Here is a 24,144-nt window from a genome sequence, read left to right as displayed (position 1 = left end):
TCGCCACAAGTAGGTGCGTCGCTCTCATCGGCACGCACATGACCCCGAGGTCTTTGGGAGCTCCACCATGTTAAACACCCTTCTTCCCATCCTGCTGTTTGCCGCCCTGGGCCTGGCTGTCCTGGGCGCGTTGCGGCGGGTGGCCATGTGGCGCCGGGGCCGTGCGTCCAAGGTCGATCTGATCGGCGGCCTGCTGGCCATGCCCAAACGCTACATGGTCGACTTGCACCACGTAGTGGCGCGGGACAAATACATCGCCAACACCCACGTTGCCACGGCGGGTGGCGCGGTGGCGTCCATCGTGTTGGCGATCCTGGTTCACGGTTTTGGCCTGCATAACCGCTTCCTCGGTTATGCACTGTTGTTGATGACGGCAGTGATGTTCGTCGGTGCGATCTTTGTTTACCTGCGTCGGCGCAACCCGCCGGCGCGTTTATCCAAAGGTCCGTGGATGCGCCTGCCGAAAAGTTTGCTGGCCTTCTCGGCGTCGTTCTTCCTGGTGACCCTGCCGGTGGCGGGCATCCTTCCGGAAAACTTCGGCGGTTGGCTGTTGGCGGCGATCCTCGGTGTCGGCGTGCTGTGGGGCGTGTCTGAGTTGTTCTTCGGCATGACCTGGGGCGGGCCGATGAAGCACGCCTTCGCCGGTGCCTTGCACCTGGCCTGGCACCGTCGCGCCGAACGTTTTGGTGGTGGTCGTTCTACAGGTCTTAAACCGCTTGACCTGAACGATCCGCAAGCCCCCTTGGGCGTGGAAAAGCCCAAGGATTTTACCTGGAACCAACTGCTCGGCTTCGACGCTTGCGTGCAGTGCGGTAAATGCGAAGCCGCGTGCCCGGCGTTTGCCGCTGGCCAGCCGCTGAACCCGAAAAAACTGATTCAGGACATGGTCGTCGGCCTGGCCGGCGGCACCGATGCCAAGTTCGCTGGCAGTCCTTATCCAGGTAAAGCTATCGGTGAACACGCGGGTAATCCGCATCAACCGATCGTCAACGGTCTGGTGGACGCTGAAACCCTGTGGTCTTGCACCACTTGCCGTGCCTGCGTTGAAGAATGCCCGATGATGATCGAGCACGTTGACGCCATCGTCGACATGCGCCGCCATCTGACCCTGGAAAAAGGCGCGACCCCGAACAAGGGCGCCGAAGTCCTGGAAAATCTGATTGCCACCGACAACCCGGGCGGTTTCGCTCCGGGCGGGCGGATGAACTGGGCGGCGGACCTGAACCTGACACTGCTCAGCGAGAAGAAATCCACCGACGTTCTGTTCTGGGTTGGCGACGGTGCGTTCGACATGCGCAACCAGCGCACCTTGCGTGCCTTCGTCAAAGTGCTGAAAGCCGCGAAAGTCGACTTTGCCGTGCTCGGTCTTGAAGAGCGTGACAGCGGTGACGTGGCTCGCCGTCTGGGCGACGAAGCGACCTTCCAGCTGTTGGCCAAACGCAACATCCAGACTTTGGCCAAATACAGCTTCAACCGCATCGTCACCTGCGATCCGCACAGCTTCCACGTGCTGAAGAACGAATACGGTGCCTTCGATGGCAACTACCTGGTGCAGCACCACAGCACCTACATGGCGGAAATCATCGACGCTGGCGCACTCAATCTGGGTCAGCACAAAGGCGACAGCGTGACCTATCACGATCCGTGTTACCTCGGCCGCTACAACGGCGAATACGAGGCACCGCGCCAGGTACTGCGTGCGCTGGGGATCGAGGTCAAGGAAATGCAACGTTCCGGTTTCCGCTCACGCTGCTGCGGCGGTGGCGGCGGTGCGCCGATCACCGATATTCCGGGCAAGCAACGGATCCCCGACATGCGCATGGATGACATTCGCGAAACCGGTGCCGAGCTGGTGGCCGTGGGTTGCCCGCAGTGCACCGCGATGCTCGAAGGCGTGGTCGAACCACGGCCGCTGATCAAGGACATCGCCGAACTGGTGGCCGACGCGCTGCTTGAAGACGCGGCGCCCAGCAAGTCACCGGCACCGACTAAACGTCAACCCGCGGAGGCCCACTGATGAGCGACATTATCCGCCGCGATCCGCGCGCTGAATGGATCGCCCGCAACCGTCTGCATCCGCTGCATGCCGCCATGCAACCGGTGGAACACAGCTGGATGGGCCCCAACGGGATCATTCGCAAGAATCCTCACGGCATTGGTTTCATCGGCCCCAATGGCATCAAGCGAATTGACCGCAGTGGTGCCCAGCAAGGCGGGGCGACCAAGCGTACGGCCGCCGTTGAAGTGCAATTGCCGCTGCATCAGGTGGCGACGCCTGCGTTCTACATCAGCGTGGTGCCGGACATGGTCGGCGGCCGTTTGAGCAGCCACGACCGCGACCTGCTGGGCCTGGCCCATCAATTGGCCGGCAAGGACGGTGCCGTGTTGGCGGTGGTCTTTGGCGAACACAAGGAAAGCGCCTTCGCCACCGCGGGCGTCGACCGCCTGTTGGTGCTCGATGGCGAAGAATTCGAGGGTTATGCACCGGAACAGCGGGTCCAGGGCCTGCGGGCTGTGGATAACCAGTTCAGTCCTCGTCACTGGTTACTGCCGGACAGCCGCACCGGTGGCGGTGAGCTGGGTCGGCGCTTTGCCGCTGCACTCGGTGAACGCCCGGCCACGCGGGTCTGGCAGGTCAAGGATCAGGAGTGCATCGGCCGCGCCGGTGCCGGTCTGCAAGACTTGGCGCGCCCTGTCGCACGGTTGATTCTGGCGGCGGTGGAATGTGCCGAGCCGGTCAGCGAAACCCGTCATGAAGCGTTGCCGGTGGAGTTATCCACAACGGTTGCACGCAGCCTGTCGCGGATCGAGGACCTGGGCGCGGTAGCGGTCGACCCGGCCGCCATCCCCATGGCCGAAGCCGAGTTCATCTTCTCGGGCGGCAACGGGGTCAAGGACTGGAATCTTTTCCACAGGACGGCGGCGGCGTTGGGCGCGACCGAAGGCGCATCGCGGGTGGCCGTGGACGACGGTTTCATGGCCCGCGACCGTCAGGTCGGCGCCAGCGGCACCTGGGTCACGGCGCGGGTCTACGTGGCGGTGGGGATTTCCGGGGCGATCCAGCACCTGCAAGGCATCGGTGCCTGCGACAAGGTGGTGGCGATCAACCTCGATCCTGGCTGCGACATGATCAAACGTGCCGACCTGTCGGTGATAGGTGAAAGCGCAGAAATTCTTCAGGCCTTGATCGCGGCGGTAGAGGCTTACCGCAACGACGCCAAGCGCGATGCGGCTTAAGAGAAGGAAAGGGTTATGAGTACTCATGTAATCAGCCTGGTGTCGATCGGCGCCCACCCGACCTCGGGCCGGCCACGCCGCGCCGAGCAGGATGCGCGGGCGGTTGAACTCGGTCTGCAGTTGGCTGGGGATAACCTGCAAGTGCTGCACGCTGGTGATGTCGAGGAACCTGCGCTGCGGGCTTACCTGGGCATGGGCCTGGAACAGCTGCTTGTGCTCGAACAGCCCCAAGGCGCCGATGCGCTGCCAGCGTTGAGCGCTTATTTGCGCGATGCCGGGGCGCAGGTGGTGCTGACCGGCAGTCAGGCGGAAACCGGTGAAGGCTCGGGCATGTTGCCGTTCCTGCTAGCGGAAAGCCTGGGTTGGCCGCTGGTGGTCGGACTAGCGCAGGTCGAGTCCATCGACGGCAATTCGGCCTTGGTGCTGCAAGCCTTGCCGCGTGGCCAGCGTCGACGTTTGAAAGTGCGCCTGCCGTTTCTCGCCACGGTGGATAACGCCGCGCCCAAGCCTCGGCAAAGTGCCTTTGGCCCGGCTCGACGCGGTGTGTTGCACGCCGAAGACGTTGAAATTATCAACGATGAATTGCTCGCGGTTGCAACGTTGCAACCGGCCAAGCCACGGCCAAAACGCCTGAAAGTGATCAAGGCCAAGAGCGGCGCCGACCGGATGAAAGCTGCAACAGCCAAGGCCAGCGGCGGCGGTGGGCAAGTGCTCAAGGGCTTGAGTGCCGAGGCTGGGGCTGAGGCGATTCTCAAGTTGCTGATTGAAGAAGGCGTGGTTCGCTAACGGTCCTGTGGAGCCCGGTAAATGGCAGTTGAATTTCGTTCGGCCCTGCGCACGGATGCGCGGGAGATTGCTCGCCTGTTTCAGATTTCATCGGAAGGCGCCGCGGATTACATCTGGAGCCAGCTGGCGGAGCCCGGCCAGGACCTGCTGGATGTCGGTGCCAGTCGCTACGCCCGTGAAGATGTGGATTTCTCCTATCAAAACTGCCTGATCGCGCAGGCAGAGGGCAAGGTCATTGGCATGCTGCACAGCTATGTGATGCGTCACGATCCGCTGGCCGCTCCCGTCACCGATCCGGTCCTGGCGCCGTATGCCAAGCTGGAAATTCCCGACACCCTCTACATATCGAGCCTGGCGCTGCATGAGGGCTGGCGCAACCAGGGCCTGGGCCAACAATTCCTCGCCTACGCTTACGACCGTGCCAACCAGTTGGGGCTCAACGGCTTGAGCCTGATCGATTATGCGTCGAACACCGGTGCCCGTCGGTTTTACGAGCGACATGGCTTCCGTGTCGTCGATAGCTGCCAGATCACACCCCATCCGATGATTCGGGTCACGGGTGAAGCCTATTTGATGTATCGGCCTTAAGGCATCAACCAAGTTCCTGTGGGAGCAAACCTACTCCCACAGGGCTGATGTATTTACCCACAATCCCTGTTAGCGCTTCTGTGGATAACATGTTCACCCCTCGCTACACCCCACGCATCTCAAGCCCTGCAAGCCCTTGTACGAAAAACAACCAGCCTAACCCCGCGTTTTTTCGAGCTTTTTTCAATGGATAAGGGCATGTGTAGCTCACGACTTGCCCCCAATCTCTGTTGGCGCTTCTGTGGATAAGATGTTTGCTGTCCGCTGTAAGCCATACAGGTCGTGGCTTTCAAGCTTCTGGTTAATAAATGACCAAATGCTGGGTTTTACCCTCCGCTGACTGTTCAAACCCACGAAATATGCGGCCTGGACGTGGTTTTCCACAGCGTACTGAATAGTTTGCACAGTTGCCCCCAAAGTCTGTTGGCGCTTCTGTGGATAAGGTGTTTGCGATCCTCTGTGAGCCATGAGTAACGTGGCTTGCAGGGTTTTGATCAAAAAGTAGGCAGTGGCTGTCGAAAACCGATCAATTGAATAAGTCACGGATTTTATTCAGTTTCTGTGGAGAAAGTTTTCAGTCTTTCCACACTTGTCCCCATTAGCTGTGGGTGGAGGTGTGGATAACTTGTTCGCTGAAGGCTGTACGCCACGTTCCATATAGGCTGGAACGCGATAGATCATATTTCGTACAGTTCTAAAGACCAGGGGTGTGTATTCAGGGGAGGGATGTAGTGACAGGTAGGACGCTATCGCGAGCAAGCTCGTTCCCACATTGAATGATGGTGTTCGCAGCATTTGTGAACACCACCAATCCCTTGTGGGAGCGAGCCTGCTCGCGATGCTTTTGGATCTTAACCGTGAACCGGCACGCCTTTGAGGTAAGGCGCAGGTTCTGCACCCAGGTTGTTCAACAGGCGCTCGCTGTACCAATCGACAAAGTTCACCACGCCGAACTCGTAAGTCTTGGAGTACGGGCCTGGCTGGTACGCCGTGGAGTTGATCCCGCGCTGGTTCTCTTCGGCCAGGCGACGGTCTTCGTTGTTGGTCGCATCCCAGACTTCACGCATGCGCTCGACGTCGTAATCCACACCTTCGACAGCGTCCTTGTGCACCAGCCATTTGGTGGTGACCATGGTTTCCTGCGCACTGATCGGCCACACGGTGAACACAATGATGTGATCGCCCATGCAGTGGTTCCACGAGTGCGGCAGGTGCAGGATGCGCATCGAGCCCAGGTCCGGGTTCTGGATCCGGCCCATGAGTTTCTTGCAGGCTTGCTTACCGTCGAGGGTCATCGACACGGTGCCCTTGAGCAGCGGCATACGCACGATGCGGTTACGCAGGCCGAAGCTGGCGTGTGCGTAAGGAATCTTCTCGGCTTCCCAGGCAGCGGCAGAAGCGGCTACGTGGTCCTTGAACGCCTGGTCGGCACGCGGGTCGGTGACGTCGTCCCATTCCAGCAGGGTTTTCAGCAGTGCCGGGTGCGACGCGTTGCAGTGGTAGCACTCGCGGTTGTTTTCCAGCACCAGTTTCCAGTTCGCCTGTTCCACCAGGGTGGTTTGCACCGCCACCTTGGTGTTTTCCATGTCGTACGGTTCCATGTAATGGTTCAGTGTCGACAGGAAGTCATCGATGGCTGGCGGGTTTTCCGCGAGGCTGACGAAGATGTAGCCGCCAGCGGTCTTCACGTTGACCGGTTTCAGGCCGTACTGCTTCATGTCGAAGTCGTCGCCCATCTCGGAGCCGGCGAACAACAGGCGGCCGTCAAGTTCGTAGGTCCACTGGTGGTAGTGGCAGACCAGCTTGGCGACTTTGCCTTTTTCACTGGTGCACAGACGCGAACCACGGTGGCGGCAGACGTTATGGAAGGCATGGACCACGCCTTCCGCACCACGAATTACGATGATCGGGTTCTTGCCGATCTGCAGGGTCAGGTAGTTGCCCTTGGTCGGGATTTCGCAGGTCATGCCGGCGATCAGCCACTCTTTCTGGAAGATCTCCTGCATGTCGATATCGAACAACCGCTCATCAGAGTAGAACGGCTGTGGCAGCGAAAATGTACGCTCGCGCTCATGCAGCATCTGCGCGGTGGCCTTGCGTGCGGGTTCCAGTGGATCGCCCAAGCTCAAGGTAGTGGTGACGTCCATCGTTTAAGTCCTCATGGCCATCTGTGTGGCCGGCGAATAGTGGCTACGGTTAGTGCAACGCAAGGCAGAAAACAGCGTTTATCTGTTGAGGCGAGTGTGGGGCCGGCGCAGGCTGGAACCTTATCCATGGGCGACATGGCCCAATCTGTTCCCGACGCTCAACCCCCGGTGGTTGTGGGCTGGTCGCGATAAGTACGTGAATGTCGTAGATAGGTAAGTGGCCACTGCACACCTTGCGCAGAATCGGCAACATGAGGTCGACAGTCGACCGTGGAGATCAGCATGTCCAATAGTTTCCTGAACCCGGTAACCACCCAGACCTGGGCCAATGGCCGGCACATTGTCCGTTGCGTCAAAGTCATCCAGGAAACCTGGGACGTGCGGACCTTCTGCTTCATGGCCGACCAGCCGATCATGTTCTTCTTCAAACCGGGGCAGTTCGTCACCCTGGAGCTGGAAATCGAGGGCGTGCCGATCATGCGCTCGTACACCATTTCCAGTTCGCCGTCGGTGCCTTACAGCTTTTCGGTGACCATCAAGCGCGTACCGGGCGGCAAGGTTTCCAACTGGCTGCATGACACCCTGCACGAAGGCCAGGAGTTGGCGGTGCACGGGCCGGTCGGGCTGTTTAACGCAATGGATTTCACCGCACCGAAAGTGCTCTATCTCAGCGGCGGTGTCGGGATCACCCCGGTAATGTCCATGGCTCGCTGGTTCTACGACACCAACGGCAATGTCGACATGGTGTTTATCCACAGCGCCCGCTCGCCAAAAGACATCATCTATCACCGCGAGCTGGAGCACATGGCGTCGCGGATCGATAACTTCAGTCTGCACCTGATCTGTGAGAAGCACGGACTGGGCGAGCCTTGGGCCGGTTATCGCGGCTACCTGAACCATAAAATGCTGGAGCTGATGGCGCCGGACTTCCTTGAACGCGAGGTCTTCTGCTGCGGCCCGACCCCTTACATGCACGCGGTCAAACGCCTGCTGGAAGCCGCTGGCTTCGACATGAAGCGTTACCACGAAGAATCTTTCGGTGCTACACCGCCCGAGGCTCGTGCCGATGCGGTGGAGCAAGCCGAACAAGCGGCCGACGCCCCGGAAATCGATGTAGCCGATCTGCATCAAGTGGAATTCACCGCGTCCGGCAAAAGCATCCGCGTGGCGCCGGGTGAAACCGTCCACGCCGCCGCCGCCAAGCTTGGCCTGTTGATTCCGAAAGCCTGCGGGATGGGGATCTGCGGAACGTGCAAGGTAATGAAGCTGGGCGGGGAAGTCGAGATGGAGCACAACGGCGGGATCACCGAAGAAGACGAAGCCGAGGGTTACATCCTGTCGTGCTGCAGCGTGCCGAAAGGGGATGTACGGATCGAGTTCTAAGCCGTTACTCCGGGGAAGGGACGCAGAGCGTCACTAGTGTCGCTCTGCGTGGGAACGATCATCTTTCTGTGGCGAGGGAGCTTGCTCCCGCTGGGTTGCGGAGCAGCCCCAAATCCTGAGCATGCGGTCTGTCAGGTGCACCGTGTTTGCTGAATTTACGACGGCTTCGCCGCCGAGCGGGAGCAAGCTCCCTCGCCACAAAGTTTCATTTCATTCTGGTGAGGGTATTACCCCGCCATCACTTCCCGAATATCCGCCGCCAATTCCCGAACGCGCTCTACCTCGGTATCCCACGAGCACATGAAGCGGGCGCCGCCTTTGCCGATGAAGGTATAGAAACGCCAGCTCTTGGCGGTCAGTGCCGCGACGGCCGATTCCGAGAGTTGCAGGAACACGCCGTTGGCTTGTACCGGGAACATCAGCTCAACGCCCGGAATGTCGCTCACCAGCTCGGCCAGCAGCTGTGCGCAGTAGTTGGCGTGGCGGGCGTGTTTGAGCCAGGCGTCGTTTTCCAGCAGACCGACCCATGGCGCCGAAAGAAAACGCATTTTCGACGCCAGTTGCCCGGCCTGTTTGCAGCGGTAGTCGAAGTCTTCGGCCAGCTTGTGGTTGAAGAACAGAATCGCCTCACCCACCGCCATACCGTTTTTCGTCCCGCCGAAGCACAACACATCGACACCGGCCTTCCAGGTCAGGTCCGCTGGCGAGCAGTTGAGGAACGCGCAGGCGTTGGAGAAGCGTGCGCCGTCCATGTGCAGGTTCAGGCCCAGTTCCTTGCAGGTGGCGCTGATGGCGCGGATTTCTTCCGGGGTGTAGATGCTGCCGACTTCGGTCGCCTGGGTCAGGGTCACGACGCGCGGTTTCGGGTAGTGAATGTCCTGGCGCTTGAGGGCGATTTCACGGATCGATTCCGGGGTCAGCTTGCCGTTTTCAGTGCGTGCGATCAGCAGCTTGGAGCCGTTGGAGAAGAATTCCGGCGCGCCGCACTCGTCGGTTTCGACGTGGGCAGTTTCCGAGCAGATCACGCTGTGGTAGCTCTGGCACAGTGACGACAGCGCCAGGGAGTTTGCGGCGGTGCCGTTGAAGGCGAAGAACACTTCGCAGTCGGTTTCGAACAATTTGCGGAAATCGTCCGAGGCGCGCGCCGTCCACTCATCGTCGCCATAAGCGCGTTGGTGGCCTTGATTGGCCTGTTCCATGGCGGCCCAGGCTTCCGGGCAGATACCGGAATAGTTGTCGCTGGCGAATTGTTGGCTCTTGTCGGTCATGGCCGGCTCCGTGGTCGATGATGGTGCGCACTGTACCCAGATTTGCAGGAAGCGCACATCTGCTGATTCTGTAGGAAAAGTCGTGTTGTAAACACCCTGTGGCGAGGGAGCTTGCTCCCGCTGGATCGCGTAGCGGTCCCAAAGCCAATAAATGCGGGCTGTCTGATAAAGCGCATTAGCCGGTATTGCGACTGCTGCGCCCGAACGCGGACCGGCCGAACGGGAGCAAGCGTCCTCGCCACAAGAGCCCGCCAGTCGGCGGCATTTATCCCGGCGTGCCAACCCATGTCGTAAACGCACCTTTGCGTGGCGTCCATAGGCATTTGACCTGTCTGCGCCGGCCATACCATCGCATCCAAAGGGCACTGCCGTAAGGTACGTGCCTCACCGAGACGAAAGGCGCACAAGCCGCCGCTGGGAGAGACGCGATGTTCAGCAAGCAAGACCAGATCAAGGGTTACGACGATGCACTGCTGGCGGCGATGAATGCCGAAGAGCTGCGCCAGGAAGATCACATCGAGCTGATCGCGTCAGAGAACTACACCAGCAAACGCGTCATGGAAGCGCAAGGCAGTGGCCTGACCAACAAATACGCCGAAGGTTATCCCGGCAAGCGCTACTACGGCGGCTGCGAGCACGTCGACAAGGTCGAAGCGCTGGCCATCGAACGCGCCAAGCTGTTGTTCGGTGCCGACTACGCCAACGTCCAGCCGCACTCCGGCTCGTCGGCCAACAGCGCCGTTTACCTGGCCCTGCTGCAAGCCGGCGACACTATTCTCGGCATGAGCCTGGCCCATGGCGGTCACCTGACCCACGGCGCCAAGGTGTCGTCCTCGGGCAAACTGTACAACGCCGTGCAGTACGGCATCGACACCAAAACCGGCCTGATCGACTACGACGAAGTCGAGCGTCTGGCCGTCGAATGCAAGCCGAAGATGATCGTCGCCGGCTTCTCGGCTTACTCCAAGACTCTGGACTTCCCACGTTTCCGTCAGATCGCCGACAAGGTCGGTGCGCTGCTGTTCGTCGACATGGCGCACGTTGCCGGTCTGGTCGCTGCCGGCCTGTACCCGAACCCGCTGCCGTATGCCGACGTGGTGACCACCACCACCCACAAGACCCTGCGTGGTCCGCGTGGCGGCCTGATCCTGGCCAAGGCTAACGAAGAAATCGAGAAAAAGCTCAACGCGGCAGTCTTCCCCGGTGCCCAGGGTGGCCCGCTGATGCACGTGATCGCCGGTAAGGCGGTGTGCTTCAAGGAAGCGTTGGAGCCTGGCTTCAAGGCTTACCAGCAACAAGTGATCGACAACGCACAGGCAATGGCCAGCGTTTTCATCAAACGTGGCTACGATGTAGTGTCCGGCGGTACGGATAACCACCTGTTCCTGGTGAGCCTGATCCGTCAGGGCCTGACCGGTAAGGAAGCCGACGCCGCTTTGGGTCGTGCCCACATCACCGTGAACAAGAACGCCGTACCGAACGATCCACAATCGCCGTTCGTCACCTCGGGCCTGCGTATCGGCACCCCGGCGGTCACCACGCGCGGCTTTAAAGTTACCCAGTGCATTGAACTGGCCGGCTGGATCTGCGACATCCTCGATAACCTCGGCGACGCCGATGTCGAGGCCAATGTTGCCAAGCATGTGGCAGCTGTGTGCGCGGACTTCCCGGTTTATCGCTGAGCGCGGTTTTGGAGTAAATGACTATGCAACGCTACTCAGGCTTCGGCCTCTTCAAACACTCCCTCAGCCACCACGAAAACTGGCAGCGGATGTGGCGCACGCCGACTCCGAAAAAAGTCTACGACGTGGTCATCGTCGGCGGCGGCGGGCATGGTCTGGCGACCGCCTACTACCTGGCCAAGGAACACGGCATCACTAACGTGGCCGTGGTCGAGAAGGGCTGGCTGGGCGGCGGTAACACCGCGCGCAACACCACCATCGTGCGTTCCAACTACCTGTGGGACGAGTCGGCCCACCTGTACGAACACGCGATGAAACTCTGGGAAGGTCTGTCCCAGGACCTGAACTACAACGTGATGTTCTCGCAGCGTGGCGTCTACAACCTGTGCCACACCCTGCAGGACATTCGTGATTCCGAGCGTCGGGTCAGCGCCAACCGCCTCAACGGCGTCGATGGCGAACTGCTCACCGCTCAGCAAGTGGCTGACGAGATTCCGTACCTCGACTGCTCGAAAAACACTCGCTACCCGGTGATGGGCGCTACCGTCCAGCGTCGCGGCGGCGTGGCCCGTCACGATGCCGTGGCCTGGGGCTTTGCCCGTGCGGCCGACGCCTTGGGCGTGGACCTGATCCAGCAGACCGAAGTGATCGGTTTCCGCAAGGAAAACGGCGTATGCATCGGTGTTGAAACCAACAAGGGCTTCATCGGCGCCAAGCGCGTCGGTGTGGTCACGGCGGGTAACTCCGGGCACATGGCCAAACTGGCCGGTTTCCGTCTGCCGATCGAATCGCACCCGCTGCAAGCGCTGGTGTCCGAGCCGATCAAGCCGATTATCGACAGCGTGATCATGTCCAACGCCGTACACGGTTACATCAGCCAGTCCGACAAGGGCGACCTGGTCATCGGTGCCGGTATCGACGGCTACAACGGCTACGGCCAGCGCGGTTCGTACCCGGTGATCGAGCACACCATCCAGGCCATCGTCGAGATGTTCCCGGTGTTGTCCCGCGTACGCATGAACCGCCAGTGGGGCGGCATCGTCGACACCACGCCGGACGCCTGCCCGATCATCTCGAAAACGCCGGTACCGAACATGTTCTTCAACTGCGGTTGGGGCACCGGTGGTTTCAAAGCGACTCCAGGCTCGGGCAACGTGTTTGCCGCCAGCCTTGCCAAGGGTGAAATGCACCCATTGGCTGCACCTTTCTCCATCGACCGCTTCCACAGCGGTGCGTTGATCGATGAACACGGCGCTGCTGCGGTCGCCCACTAACAGGAGAAATCCCTATGTTGCACATCTTCTGTCCTCACTGCGGCGAACTGCGCTCCGAAGAGGAATTCCATGCATCCGGCCAGGCGCACATCCCGCGCCCACTGGACCCGAGCGCTTGCACCGACGAGCAGTGGGGTGACTACATGTTCTTCCGTGATAACCCTCGCGGGTTGCACCACGAGCTGTGGGATCACGTCGCCGGTTGCCGTCAGTATTTCAACGTCACCCGTGACACCGTGACCTACGAGATTCTCGAAACCTACAAGATCGGCACCAAGCCGCAGTTCACCGACAAGACTGAAAGTCCGAAAGCGGCCGCGCAGGCTCTGGGAGCGAAGGTATGAGCCAGATCAATCGCCTGTCCAACGGTGGACGGATCGACCGCAACAAAGTCCTGAGCTTCACCTTCAACGGTCAGGTCTACAAGGGCTTTGAAGGCGACTCCCTGGCCGCTGCATTGCTGGCCAACGGCGTCGACATCATCGGTCGCAGCTTCAAGTATTCGCGTCCTCGCGGGATCTTCGCCGCAGGCGCTGAAGAGCCGAACGCGGTGCTGCAGATCGGTGCTACCGAAGCCACGCAAATTCCTAACGTGCGCGCCACTCAGCAGGCGCTGTACCAGGGCCTCGTCGCTACCAGCACCAACGGCTGGCCGAGCGTAAACAACGACATGATGGGGATTCTCGGCAAGGTCGGCGGCAAGCTGATGCCGCCGGGCTTCTACTACAAAACCTTCATGTACCCGCAATCGTTCTGGATGACCTACGAGAAGTACATTCGTAAGGCTGCAGGTCTCGGTCGTTCGCCGACCGAAAACGATCCGGACACCTACGACTACATGAACCAGCACTGCGACGTGCTGATCGTCGGCGGTGGCCCGGCCGGTCTGGCGGCTGCCTTGGCAGCTGCGCGCAGCGGCGCCCGAGTGATTCTGGCCGATGAACAGGAAGAGTTTGGCGGCAGCCTGCTCGATTCCCGTGAAAGCCTCGACGGCAAACCAGCCACCGAGTGGGTCGCCAGCGTCATTGCCGAGCTCAAGAACACCCCTGACGTGTTGCTGTTGCCTCGTGCGACCGTCAACGGTTACCACGACCACAACTTCCTGACCATTCACGAACGCCTCACCGATCACCTCGGCGACCGCGCACCGATCGGCCAGGTTCGTCAGCGTATCCACCGGGTTCGCGCCAAGCGCGTAGTGCTGGCAACGGGGGCTCACGAGCGTCCACTGGTCTACGGCAACAACGACGTGCCGGGCAACATGCTCGCCGGCGCCGTCTCGACTTACGTGCGCCGTTACGGCGTAGCACCGGGCAAGAAACTGGTGCTGTCGACCAACAACGATCACGCCTACCGCGTGGCGCTGGACTGGCTCGACGCCAGCCTGCAAGTGGTGGCCATCGCCGATGCGCGGAGCAATCCTCGCGGTGCGCTGGTCGAAGAAGCGCGCGCCAAAGGCATCCGTATCCTGACCGGCAGTGCTGTCATCGAAGCACGCGGCAGCAAGCGCGTCACCGCTGCTCGTGTTGCCGCGATCGACGTCAAGGCGCACACCGTCACCAGCCCTGGCGAGTGGCTTGAATGCGATCTGGTTGCCAGTTCCGGCGGCTACAGCCCGGTGGTTCACCTGGCGTCGCACTTGGGTGGCAAACCGATCTGGCGTGAAGACATCCTCGGTTTCATCCCGGGCGAAGCACCGCAAAAACGCGTTTGCGTGGGCGGCATCAATGGCGTCTACAGCCTCGGCGATTCCTTGGCCGACGGTTTTGAAGGCGGTGTGCGCGCGGCCAGCGAAGCCGGCTTCAAAGCGGTCGAAGGTGTCTTGCCTAAAGCCTTGAGTCGTGTGGAAGAGCCGACTCTGGCGCTGTTCCAGGTGCCGCATGAAAAGGCTACCGCACGTGCGCCGAAGCAATTCGTCGACCTGCAGAACGACGTCACCGCGGCTGCGATCGAACTGGCGACCCGCGAGGGCTTCGAGTCGGTCGAGCACGTCAAGCGTTACACCGCACTGGGCTTTGGTACTGACCAGGGCAAGCTCGGCAACGTCAACGGTCTGGCCATCGCCGCCCGTTCGCTGAACGTGACCATCCCGCAGATGGGCACCACCATGTTCCGTCCGAACTACACGCCGGTGACTTTCGGCGCGGTAGCCGGTCGTCACTGTGGGCACATCTTCGAACCAGTGCGTTACACCGCACTGCACGCCTGGCACGTGAAGAACGGCGCCGAGTTTGAAGACGTCGGTCAGTGGAAGCGTCCTTGGTACTTCCCGAAAAACGGTGAAGACCTGCATGCCGCGGTCAAACGCGAATGCCTGGCCGTGCGTGAAAGCGTTGGCCTGCTGGATGCCTCGACACTCGGCAAGATCGACATTCAAGGCCCGGATGCGCGTGAGTTCCTCAACCGCGTCTATACCAACGCCTGGACCAAGCTCGACGTGGGCAAGGCTCGTTATGGCCTGATGTGTAAAGAAGACGGGATGGTCTTCGACGACGGCGTTACTGCTTGCCTCGCCGACAACCACTTCGTGATGACCACCACCACCGGCGGCGCTGCGCGCGTGCTGCAATGGCTGGAAATCTACCACCAGACCGAATGGCCAGACCTGAAGGTGTACTTCACCTCGGTTACCGACCACTGGGCGACCATGACCCTGTCGGGGCCGAACAGCCGCAAGCTGCTCAGCGAAGTCACCGACATCGATCTGGACCGGGACGGTTTCCCGTTCATGACCTGGAAAGAAGGTTTGGTCGGTGGTGTGCCGGCGCGGGTGTTCCGGATTTCGTTTACCGGTGAGCTGTCGTACGAAGTCAACGTACAGGCCGACTACGCCATGGGCGTCCTGGAAAAAATCGTCGAGGCTGGCAAGAAGTACAACCTGACGCCGTACGGCACTGAAACCATGCACGTCCTGCGGGCCGAGAAGGGGTTCATCATCGTCGGCCAGGACACTGACAGCTCGATGACCCCGGACGACCTGAACATGGGCTGGTGCGTCGGTCGCACCAAACCGTTCTCGTGGATCGGCTGGCGTGGCATGAACCGTGAAGACTGTGTGCGTGATCAGCGCAAACAGTTGGTCGGCCTCAAGCCGATCGACCCGACCAAATGGCTGCCGGAAGGTGCGCAACTGGTGTTCAACACCAAGCAAACGATCCCGATGAGCATGGTCGGTCACGTGACCTCCAGCTACGCCCACAACTCCCTTGGCTATTCGTTTGCCATGGGTGTGGTCAAAGGTGGCTTGAAGCGCCTCGGCGAGCGCGTGTTCGCGCCGTTGGCCGACGGCAGCGTGATCGAAGCGGAAATCGTTTCTTCGGTGTTCTTCGATCCGAAAGGCGATCGCCAGAACGTGTGATACCAACGCTCGCCCCTCCGGGGGCGACGTACGAATTCAAGACAGGTGCTTTATGACCACAGCCAACGTTTACCAACAGCGCCCAACCACTGGGGCAAAGGCCGAGTCGTCGCTGCACCACGCGGGCCTGCAAAGCCTGGTGGGCAAGGGCCGTAAAAACGCCGGTGTCACCGTGCGTGAGAAAAAACTCCTGGGTCACCTGACCATTCGTGGCGATGCCCACAACCCGGCATTCGCCGCTGGCGTGCACAAGGCCTTGGGCCTTGAACTGCCGGTCGCGCTGACCGTGGTCGCCAAAGGCGAAACCAGCCTGCAATGGATGGGCCCGGATGAGTGGCTGCTGATTGTGCCTAGCGGCGAAGAGTTCGCCGCCGAGAAAAAACTGCGTGAAGCCCTGGGCGATTTGCATATCGCTATCGTCAACGTCAGCGGTGGCCAACAGATTCTTGAACTGAGCGGCCCGAAAGTCCGTGAAGTGCTGATGAAGTCCACCAGCTACGACGTGCACCCCAACAACTTCCCGGTGGGCAAGGCGGTGGGCACGGTGTTCGCCAAATCGCAACTGGTGATCCGCCACACCGCTGAAGACACCTGGGAACTGCTGATCCGTCGCAGCTTCTCGGATTACTGGTGGCTATGGTTGCAGGATGCAGCGGCTGAGTATGGCCTTAGCGTCCAGGCCTGATCTGTGGCGAGGGAGCTTGCTCCCGCCGGGCTGCGCAGCAGCCCCAATGCCATCTATAGCATTCCGCCAGTGAGACCGAATTCGTAGATTTACGACTGCTACGCAGCCGACGGGAGCAAGCTCCCTCGCCACAAAGGAGTCACCGCATTATGAGCCGCGCACCAGACACATGGATTTTGACTGCCCATTGCCCAAGCGTCCTGGGCACGGTGGATGCGGTGACCCGCTTTTTGTTCGAACAGGGTTGCTACGTCACCGAGCACCACTCCTTCGATGATCGGCTGTCTGCACGTTTCTTCATTCGCGTGGAGTTCCGTCAGCCGTCGAGTTTCGACGAACAGGCATTCCGCACAGGCCTGGCCGAACGGACCGACGCGTTTGGCATGGTGTTCGAACTGACCCCGCCGCACCACCGGCCAAAAGTGGTGATCATGGTCTCCAAGGCTGATCACTGCCTCAACGATTTGCTCTATCGCCAGCGCATTGGCCAACTGGCGATGGATGTAGTCGCGGTGGTGTCCAACCACCCGGACCTCAAGCCGCTGGCCGACTGGCACGGGATTCCCTATTACCACTTCCCGCTCGACCCGAACGACAAGCCAGCACAAGAGCGGCAGGTCTGGCAGGTGATCGAAGAGTCCGGTGCAGAGCTGGTGGTGCTTGCGCGCTACATGCAGGTGCTGTCGCCGGAGCTGTGCCGCAAGCTCGACGGTAAGGCGATCAACATTCACCACTCGTTGCTGCCCGGTTTCAAAGGCGCCAAGCCGTATCACCAGGCTTACAACAAGGGCGTGAAACTGGTGGGCGCCACGGCGCACTACATCAACAACGACCTCGACGAAGGCCCGATCATCGCCCAGGGCGTGGAAGCGGTGGATCACAGTCATTACCCCGAAGACCTGATTGCCAAGGGGCGGGATATCGAAGGGCTGACGTTGGCCCGGGCGGTGGGTTATCACATTGAACGGCGGGTGTTTCTCAACGCCAACAGAACAGTAGTTCTTTAGATTTTTGGGGCCGCTTCGCGACCCATCGCGGGCGAGCCTTGCTCCTGCAGTGATCGCGTCGTCCCGTTATCTAACGGCCGACATCACCGCGTAGGAGCAAAGCTTGCTCGCGATGAGGCCCTTACAGACAACACAAGACACAAGCACTAACCCAAGCAATCTACGCGTTGCCCTCAGTTGGCAACGCGGTTTCATAAAAACAACAGCGAGGTGAAAGCATGTCTGGTAATCGTGGTGTGGTGTATCTCGGCGCAGGCAAGGTCGAAGTACAGAAAATCGACTATCCCAAAATGCAGGACCCGCGCGGCAGGAAGATCGAGCACGGCGTCATCCTGCGCGTGGTATCCACCAATATCTGTGGTTCCGACCAGCACATGGTACGTGGTCGCACCACGGCTCAAACCGGTCTGGTGCTGGGCCACGAGATCACGGGTGAAGTGATCGAGAAGGGCAGCGGTGTCGAGAACCTGCAGATCGGCGACTTGGTGTCGGTACCTTTCAACGTTGCCTGTGGCCGTTGCCGTTCGTGCAAAGAGCAACATACTGGCGTCTGCCTGAGCGTTAACCCGGCGCGTCCGGGCGGTGCCTATGGTTATGTCGACATGGGTGACTGGACCGGTGGCCAAGCCGAATACGCGTTTGTGCCGTATGCCGACTTCAACCTGCTGAAACTTCCAGATCGCGACCGGGCCATGGAAAAAATCCGTGACCTGACCTGTCTCTCCGACATCCTTCCCACCGGTTACCACGGCGCAGTGACTGCCGGCGTTGGCCCTGGCAGCACGGTGTACGTCGCCGGCGCCGGCCCGGTTGGCCTGGCAGCTGCCGCTTCCGCTCGCCTGCTGGGTGCTGCGGTGGTGATCATCGGTGACGTCAACCCGATCCGCCTGGCCCATGCCAAGGCTCAGGGTTTCGAAATCGCCGACCTGTCGACAGACACCCCACTGCACGAACAAATCGCTGCACTGTTGGGCGAACCGGAAGTGGACTGCGCCGTCGATGCCGTAGGCTTCGAAGCTCGCGGTCACGGCCATGCCGGCGTGAAGCACGAGGCTCCGGCCACCGTACTCAACTCGCTGATGGGCGTGGTTCGCGTCGCTGGCAAAATCGGTATTCCTGGCCTGTACGTCACCGAAGATCCGGGTGCCGTCGACGCCGCCGCGAAAATGGGCAGTCTGAGCATCCGCTTCGGTCTGGGCTGGGCCAAATCCCACAGCTTCCACACCGGCCAGACCCCGGTCATGAAGTACAACCGCCAACTGATGCAGGCGATCATGTGGGATCGCATCAAGATTGCCGACATCGTGGGTGTCGAGGTCATCAGCCTCGACGACGCACCACGCGGTTACGGTGAATTTGATGCCGGCGTACCGAAGAAGTTTGTGATTGACCCGCACAAGTTGTTTAGCGCGGCGTAAGGCTTCACGCAAACAAAAACGGCGACCTTCGGTTCGCCGTTTTTTATGCTCGGAATACCAACCCTATGGCCCAACCCTGTGGCGAGGGAGCTTGCTCCCGCTGAGCTGCGAAGCAGCTCCAAAACCATTCACCTTGGTGTGTCAGTCAAAACATGTCAGTCGGTTTACGACTGCTTCGCAGCCGAGCGGGAGCAAGCTCCCTCGCCACAGTGGATGGCTACAACCCCGCCAATGCCCCCTGATACAACACCGGCCCGGTCGGTTGTCCGGTCGGCGAACCGCCTTCAGGCTCCAGGCTGACCGCCAGCGCTATCGGTTTACCCAACAGCGCGTGCTGTTTCTCGCTCAACGCGACCTGGCCTTTGCCGCCGGCCGGGATCACGCCCAGGGAGATCGGTTTGCCATCGGCTGGAACCGCCCACAATTCGAGGCTGTGTCCGGGGGCGACGGCGGCCAGGGCCAGCGGTTCGACTTGCAGATAATTGTCGTGAGCCTTGATTCGCAAGGCAGGCTGTGCGCTGGCGCTGAGCAAGGTGGCGCTGTACTGGCTGCTGTCGCGGTTGTAGAGAATGCCCAGCGTCACGGCCACCAGCAGCGAGCAGACGGCCAGCGTTATGCGCAACCAGTTCCAGAACGGACGCTTGGCCGGCACGTGCAGTTCTTGCGGTTCGATTCGCGCATTGATGGCTGTCCACACCCGATCGGGCACGGGCACTTCCACCAGCGGTTCGTTGAGGCTGGCCAGGCTTTCTTGCCACTTGGCCAGTTCGATGCGCAGTTCGGCGTCGTCCAGCAGTAGCTGTTCGAAGCGGCGGCGCGCGGCGGCGGGCATCAGGCCAATGGCGTAGTCGGCGGCGAGGGCACGGCGCAGGCTTCTGGATTGATAGTTCATGATTCAAGGCACCTGCGCAGGCGCTCCATGCCACGACGGATCCAGGACTTGACCGAGCCCAGGGGCGCCGCCAGATGATCGGCCAGTTCAGCGCAGGACAAGCCGTGAAAGTAGGCCACGGTAATCGATTGACGCTGCATGTCTTCGAGGGTCTCGAGGCAGCGCTTTAGCGCACTGGCTTCACGGTCGCTGCTGAGCAATTCCTGGGCCGAGGGCGCTTCGTCGACCAGCGCCTGTTCTTCCAGTTCGCTGAGGCGGCGGTCGCGGTGTTTGCGTAACTGGTCGATGGCCTGGTTGCGGGTGATGTTGATCATCCAGGTCATCGGCGCCGACAAATGCGCCTGGTAGCGCGAGGCGTTGTTCCAGATGCGCACGAAGCTTTCCTGCAGCACTTCTTCGGCCAGGTCGCTGCGCCCCATGAAGCGCAGCGCTACACCATGCAGGCGCGGTGCAACGCTGCGGTAGAGCGTTTCGAACGCACGGCGGTCACCCAGTGAACACTGGGCGAGCAGCTGTCTGAGCGGTTCGGCGTCGGCGCTGGAAATGACCGTTCTCCAAACAATCCCGGTGGGTATGCGCTGTCGGTTGCAGGCTGAGGTTAGTTCACGGCGCGTTGTTGTTCCATTCACGGCGACTGCCCTCAAGGCAACGCCGGCCCTGATCCACAGGGCCGGCGTCAGCGCTTAGCTTTTCGGCATCAGCACTTTGTCGATGACTTGAATTACGCCGTTGGATTGGTACACGTCATAGGTAGTGATGTCGGCGGTCACGCCTTTTTCGTCCTTGAGGGTGATGTTGTGCGGGCCGTTCATCGTCACCCACAGCTTGCCGCCGCTGACGGTGGTGAGTTCGGCTTTACCGCCGCCGGCCTTGATCTGCTGGGCCAGCGTCGCCATGTCGAGTTTGCCGGCGACCACGTGGTAGGTGAGGATGTGGCTCAGCGTGGCTTTGTTCGCGGGTTTGAGCAGGGTATCGACGGTGCCCGCGGGCAGGGCGGCGAACGCCGAGTTGACCGGTGCGAACACGGTGAACGGGCCTTTACCCTTGAGGGTATCGACCAGACCGGCGGCTTTTACCGCGGCGACCAGAGTGGTGTGATCCGCCGAGTTTACGGCGTTATCGATGATGTCCTTGCTCGGCATCATGGCTTGTCCGCCGACTATTACAGAGTTGTGGCTCATGTCTGCCGCGTGCACGCTGTTGAGGGTCAAACCGCAGGTCACGGCCAGGCTCAGCAGGCTGGCGATCAACGGGGTTTTAATCGTAGTGCGCTTCATGGTGATTGTCCTAGGTGAGGAATCGGCCAGGAATGTCTGTCCGTGCTTGATATACGCAGAGAGTCAGAGATCGGATGCAGCGCAGGAAAAATATTTTTCGGCTAGATTTCACGCAAGCCGGTGCGGCGCACAATGGCCGGGAACAATTAATATCGCGACCAGTTAAACGGCTGGTTTCCGCCACCTGATTGCAGGTGGCTTTCAGGGTTCAGGAGTTGGTTTTGATGAAGATTTCCCGCAGTTTTGCTTTGGCTTCGCTCATGACGCTGGCGACCAGCCCGGTCTTCGCCGCAGGCTTCAGCCTGAACGATGTGGCCGGTGCCGTGTCCGGTATGCAGGGCGGCGACAAGACGGCTGCCGCTGCACCGACACCGCAGGCAGCAGGTCTGTTGAGCGCGCTGAGTTCGCTGAACGTCACCCCGGAGCAGGCGATTGGTGGCACGGGAGCCATGTTGGGGCTGGCGAAGAATCAGCTGGGCGCGGCCGATTACTCCCAGTTGACCAATAAAGTGCCGGGTCTTGATCAGCTGTCGGGCAGCAATGCATTGGGCAGCCTGGGGGGCTTGAGCGGTTTGCTCAGTGGTTCGCCGGGTAAGTCGACAGGCCTGGACAGCGCCTTGGACAACGTCAAGAACACCAATGACCTGAACAATGCCTTCACCGCGTTGGGCATGGACAGCGGCATGATCGGCCAGTTTGCCCCGATCCTGCTGCAATACCTCGGTCAGCAGGGCGTTGGCGGTTCGCTACTCAACAGCCTCGGCGGGATCTGGGGCGCCGGCGGCTGATTCAACCTGCTCGGCGCGCAAGGCGTCGATGCATGAGCCCTTCTCGGTCCAGAGCTGGTTGACCCGGTTCTGGACGCTCTGGCGAAACACCGGATCGTTGCAGTGCTGAAAAAGGCTGGCGTCGCCACGGAACAATGCCTGACCCGTTCCGGTCAAACCAGCAGTTTTCCGCCCGCATTCGGGTGGCTTTCAGGGTTCAGGAGTTGGTTTCGATGAAGATTTTACGCGGTTTTGCTTTGGCTTCGCTCATGACCCTGGCGACCGGCCCGGTCTTCGCTGCCGGCTTCAGCCTGAACGATGTGGCGGGTGTCATGTCCGGCATGCAGGACGGCGACGAGACGGCGGCCACTGCATCGACCCCGCAGGCAACAGGCCTGTTGAGCGCGCTGAGTGTGCTGAACGTGACCCCGGAACAGGCCATCGGTGGCACGAGCGCGATGCTGGGTCTGGCGAAGAACCAGCTGAGCTCGACCGACTATTCACAGTTGACCAAAGACGCGCCGGGGTTGGGCATGCTGTCGGCTGGCGGTGGTCTGGGTATGCTTGGCGGACTGCTCGGTGGCTCGTCCGGCAAGTCGTCGCCTCTGGACAGCGTCCTGGGCAACCTGGATAACGTGAAGAACACCAATGACCTGAGCAGCGCCTTCAGCGCGCTGGGCATGGACGGCGGCATGATCGGCCAGTTCACCCCGATCCTGCTGCAATTCCTCGGTCAGCAGGGTGTCGGTGGTTCGCTACTCAATAGCCTTGGCGGGATCTGGGGCGCCGACGGCTGATTCAGTCCGCTCGGCGCGCAAGGCGTCGATGCGTAAGTCCTTCTCGGTCCAGAGCTGGTTGACCCAGTTCTGGACGCTCTGGCGAAACGCCGGATCGTTTTCGTAATCGCCCTGGCACAACGCCGGATCCAGCTCGCGGGTCTTGATGTCGATGATCACTCTTGGCACCGCACCGCTGATCAAATCCCAGAAACCCGGAATCTTCGCCTGTGGATACACCACAGTCACATCGAGCACCGCATCCAGCTGTTCACCCAACGCCGCCAATACAAACGCCACGCCGCCCGCCTTGGGTTTGAGTAAGTGCTTGAACGGCGATTGCTGTTCGGTGCGTTTGGCTGGTGTGAAGCGAGTGCCTTCCAGGTAATTGACCACGCTCACCGGTTGGCGTTTGAACAACTCGCAGGCGGCTTTGGTGATCTCCAGGTCCTTGCCGTGCAGTTCCGGGTGCCGGGCCAGGAAAGCTTTGCTGTAGCGCTTCATGAACGGGTAATCCAGTGCCCACCAGGCCAAGCCCAGAAACGGTACCCAGATCAGCTCTTTCTTCAGGAAGAACTTGAAGAACGGCGTGCGCCGGTTGAGCGTCTGGATCAGCGCCGGGATGTCGACCCAGGACTGGTGGTTGCTGATCACCAGGTAAGAGGTGTCGGCCCGCAGGCCTTCGCCGCCGCGAATGTCCCATTGTGTGGGGATGCACAGCGCGAAAATCAGCTTGTCGATTTCGGCCCAGGTCTCGGCGATCCACATCACCGCCGCGCTGGCGTCATCACGAAAGCGGCCCGGTAAGATCAGTTTCAGCAGGGCAAACACCATCAACGGACCGAACAGGACCAGGGTGTTGAGTAACAGCAGCAAGGTGACGAAACAGCCGGTGAGCAGGCGGCGCATAAATAACTCTTGTAAGCGTTTGGGCGCGCAATGATAAGCAGCTTCGGCCCAGAGGCCAAATGCGGGTGGCGACGAATGTTTCACTTTTGTCTGGGTATGCTCGAACGATCATTACAACTGCGGTCTAAAATCCCGTCGTCCTACTCCCAGGGAATCCATTACGTGAAATCCATCCTCGCATTGTTAGCCCTTGTGGCCCTGCCGGTCATGGCCGCCGAGCCGACCCTTTATGGTCGTTACGAATACATCAAGCTGCCGGAAATCGGTGGCCAGGTCCTCAAGGCCAAGATGGACACCGGCGCGCTGACAGCATCCCTGTCGGCCAAGGACATCGAAACCTTCACCCGCGATGGCGAAGATTGGGTGCGCTTCCGTCTGGGTACCAAGGATGCGAGCAACAAGGTCTTCGAACACAAAGTCTTGCGCATCAGCAAAATCAAAAGCCGCGCCGACGAGGAAGATGAAAAAGACACGGCGGACGTCGCCAAGCGTCCGGTCGTCGAACTGGAACTGTGCCTGGGCAGCATCAAGCGCACGGTCGAGGTCAACCTGACCGACCGCAGCAGTTTCAATTACCCGCTGCTGATCGGTGCCAAGGCATTACGTGAGTTTGGCGCTGCGGTGAACCCGGCCAGACGCTTTGTCGCGGATAAGCCTGACTGCTGATTGACGCCGAATCAGCCTTGGGGC

General features: G+C 60.5%; 21 protein-coding genes and 1 pseudogene. 15 read left to right on the top strand and 7 right to left on the bottom strand.

The genetic code is table 11. The annotated features are described in order from the left end of the window. Positions 1-67: 67 nt before the first annotated feature. From dgcB to AO353_RS07690, 4 genes are read left to right on the top strand one after another with little or no spacing between them, the layout of a single operon-like run. On the top strand, positions 68-2,017 hold the full coding sequence (gene dgcB / locus AO353_RS07705) for a dimethylglycine demethylation protein DgcB (protein ID WP_054594379.1): 1,950 nt from the start codon (positions 68-70) through the stop codon (positions 2,015-2,017). After that, positions 2,017-3,237 (top strand): electron transfer flavoprotein subunit alpha/FixB family protein, encoded by a 1,221-nt coding sequence (locus AO353_RS07700; protein ID WP_054594378.1) that lies wholly within the window; start codon positions 2,017-2,019, stop codon positions 3,235-3,237. Before dgcB ends, AO353_RS07700 begins: the two co-directional genes overlap by 1 nt. A gap of 15 nt (positions 3,238-3,252) precedes the next feature. Beyond that, positions 3,253-4,023 carry an electron transfer flavoprotein subunit beta gene (locus AO353_RS07695; protein ID WP_054594377.1) on the top strand — a complete coding sequence of 257 codons (771 nt, stop codon included), beginning with the start codon at positions 3,253-3,255 and terminating at the stop codon, positions 4,021-4,023. A 21-nt stretch (positions 4,024-4,044) separates the two neighbouring features. After that, positions 4,045-4,611 carry a GNAT family N-acetyltransferase gene (locus tag AO353_RS07690; protein ID WP_054594376.1) on the top strand — a complete coding sequence of 189 codons (567 nt, stop codon included), beginning with the start codon at positions 4,045-4,047 and terminating at the stop codon, positions 4,609-4,611. A gap of 851 nt (positions 4,612-5,462) precedes the next feature. Here the strand turns inward: AO353_RS07690 and gbcA are convergent. Then, positions 5,463-6,758, bottom strand: a complete 1,296-nt coding sequence (gbcA, locus tag AO353_RS07680; RefSeq protein ID WP_054594374.1) for a glycine-betaine demethylase subunit GbcA — start codon at positions 6,756-6,758, stop codon at positions 5,463-5,465. A 282-nt stretch (positions 6,759-7,040) separates the two neighbouring features. Between gbcA and gbcB the strand changes: the two genes are divergently transcribed. After that, positions 7,041-8,141, top strand: a complete 1,101-nt coding sequence (gene gbcB / locus AO353_RS07675; protein WP_054594373.1) for a glycine-betaine demethylase subunit GbcB — start codon at positions 7,041-7,043, stop codon at positions 8,139-8,141. A 227-nt stretch (positions 8,142-8,368) separates the two neighbouring features. Here the strand turns inward: gbcB and AO353_RS07670 are convergent, their stop codons facing one another. Next, a complete protein-coding gene (locus AO353_RS07670; RefSeq protein WP_054594372.1) occupies positions 8,369-9,409 on the bottom strand; it encodes a low specificity L-threonine aldolase in 1,041 nt (346 codons plus the stop codon). A gap of 428 nt (positions 9,410-9,837) precedes the next feature. On the opposite strand from AO353_RS07670, the gene glyA reads away from it, so the two are divergent. The 7 genes from glyA (at position 9,838) to fdhA (ending at position 18,833) form a co-directional block, all read left to right on the top strand. Next, positions 9,838-11,091: a serine hydroxymethyltransferase gene (gene glyA, locus AO353_RS07665; protein WP_054594371.1), complete on the top strand. Its 1,254-nt coding sequence runs from the start codon at positions 9,838-9,840 to the stop codon at positions 11,089-11,091. 23 nt (positions 11,092-11,114) lie between these two features. Beyond that, complete coding sequence (locus AO353_RS07660; protein ID WP_019693993.1) at positions 11,115-12,365, top strand: sarcosine oxidase subunit beta; 1,251 nt, start codon at positions 11,115-11,117, stop codon at positions 12,363-12,365. Between the two features lie 14 nt (positions 12,366-12,379). Further along, positions 12,380-12,709, top strand: a complete 330-nt coding sequence (locus tag AO353_RS07655; protein WP_054594370.1) for a sarcosine oxidase subunit delta — start codon at positions 12,380-12,382, stop codon at positions 12,707-12,709. Further along, positions 12,706-15,723 (top strand): sarcosine oxidase subunit alpha, encoded by a 3,018-nt coding sequence (locus AO353_RS07650; protein WP_054594369.1) that lies wholly within the window; start codon positions 12,706-12,708, stop codon positions 15,721-15,723. The genes AO353_RS07655 and AO353_RS07650 overlap by 4 nt, the downstream gene beginning before the upstream one ends. Positions 15,724-15,775: 52 nt before the next feature. Then, positions 15,776-16,408, top strand: coding sequence for a sarcosine oxidase subunit gamma (locus tag AO353_RS07645; RefSeq protein ID WP_054594368.1), 633 nt, complete (start codon positions 15,776-15,778; stop codon positions 16,406-16,408). 149 nt (positions 16,409-16,557) lie between these two features. Then, positions 16,558-17,415: a formyltetrahydrofolate deformylase gene (purU, locus tag AO353_RS07640; RefSeq protein ID WP_054594367.1), complete on the top strand. Its 858-nt coding sequence runs from the start codon at positions 16,558-16,560 to the stop codon at positions 17,413-17,415. Positions 17,416-17,633: 218 nt separating this feature from the next. Further along, positions 17,634-18,833, top strand: a complete 1,200-nt coding sequence (fdhA, locus tag AO353_RS07635; RefSeq protein ID WP_019580688.1) for a formaldehyde dehydrogenase, glutathione-independent — start codon at positions 17,634-17,636, stop codon at positions 18,831-18,833. 217 nt (positions 18,834-19,050) lie between these two features. Here fdhA and AO353_RS07630 read toward each other — a convergent pair whose 3' ends face one another. From AO353_RS07630 to AO353_RS07620, 3 genes are read right to left on the bottom strand one after another with little or no spacing between them, the layout of a single operon-like run. Next, complete coding sequence (locus AO353_RS07630; protein ID WP_054594366.1) at positions 19,051-19,725, bottom strand: anti-sigma factor; 675 nt, start codon at positions 19,723-19,725, stop codon at positions 19,051-19,053. Beyond that, the gene (locus AO353_RS07625; protein ID WP_054594365.1) at positions 19,722-20,354 is read right to left on the bottom strand and encodes an RNA polymerase sigma factor; all 633 of its coding nucleotides are present in this window, start codon (positions 20,352-20,354) and stop codon (positions 19,722-19,724) included. Before AO353_RS07625 ends, AO353_RS07630 begins: the two co-directional genes overlap by 4 nt. 54 nt (positions 20,355-20,408) lie before the next feature. Beyond that, positions 20,409-21,002, bottom strand: coding sequence for a fasciclin domain-containing protein (locus tag AO353_RS07620; protein WP_054594364.1), 594 nt, complete (start codon positions 21,000-21,002; stop codon positions 20,409-20,411). Positions 21,003-21,226: 224 nt separating this feature from the next. On the opposite strand from AO353_RS07620, the gene AO353_RS07615 reads away from it, so the two are divergent. Beyond that, a complete protein-coding gene (locus tag AO353_RS07615) occupies positions 21,227-21,790 on the top strand; it encodes a DUF2780 domain-containing protein (RefSeq protein WP_054594363.1) in 564 nt (187 codons plus the stop codon). On the opposite strand, the pseudogene AO353_RS31485 reads toward AO353_RS07615, so the two are convergent. Further along, positions 21,749-21,928 (bottom strand): annotated as a pseudogene (locus tag AO353_RS31485) (acyltransferase); the annotation flags it as partial. The gene AO353_RS07615 and the pseudogene AO353_RS31485 overlap by 42 nt on opposite strands. Positions 21,929-22,002: 74 nt before the next feature. On the opposite strand from AO353_RS31485, the gene AO353_RS07610 reads away from it, so the two are divergent. After that, positions 22,003-22,566 carry a DUF2780 domain-containing protein gene (locus AO353_RS07610; protein ID WP_054594362.1) on the top strand — a complete coding sequence of 188 codons (564 nt, stop codon included), beginning with the start codon at positions 22,003-22,005 and terminating at the stop codon, positions 22,564-22,566. Here the strand turns inward: AO353_RS07610 and AO353_RS07605 are convergent. Further along, positions 22,525-23,454: an acyltransferase gene (locus tag AO353_RS07605; RefSeq protein ID WP_054594361.1), complete on the bottom strand. Its 930-nt coding sequence runs from the start codon at positions 23,452-23,454 to the stop codon at positions 22,525-22,527. The genes AO353_RS07610 and AO353_RS07605 overlap by 42 nt on opposite strands. Before the next feature lie 162 nt (positions 23,455-23,616). Between AO353_RS07605 and AO353_RS07600 the strand changes: the two genes are divergently transcribed. Continuing rightward, positions 23,617-24,120: an ATP-dependent zinc protease gene (locus AO353_RS07600; protein ID WP_054594360.1), complete on the top strand. Its 504-nt coding sequence runs from the start codon at positions 23,617-23,619 to the stop codon at positions 24,118-24,120. Positions 24,121-24,144: the final 24 nt, after the last annotated feature.

The organism is Pseudomonas fluorescens, from assembly GCF_001307155.1.
Lineage (GTDB): Bacteria > Pseudomonadota > Gammaproteobacteria > Pseudomonadales > Pseudomonadaceae > Aquipseudomonas > Aquipseudomonas helvetica.
Note: the sequence above shows the minus strand (reverse complement) of the source record. Positions and strands in the feature narration are given on the sequence as shown.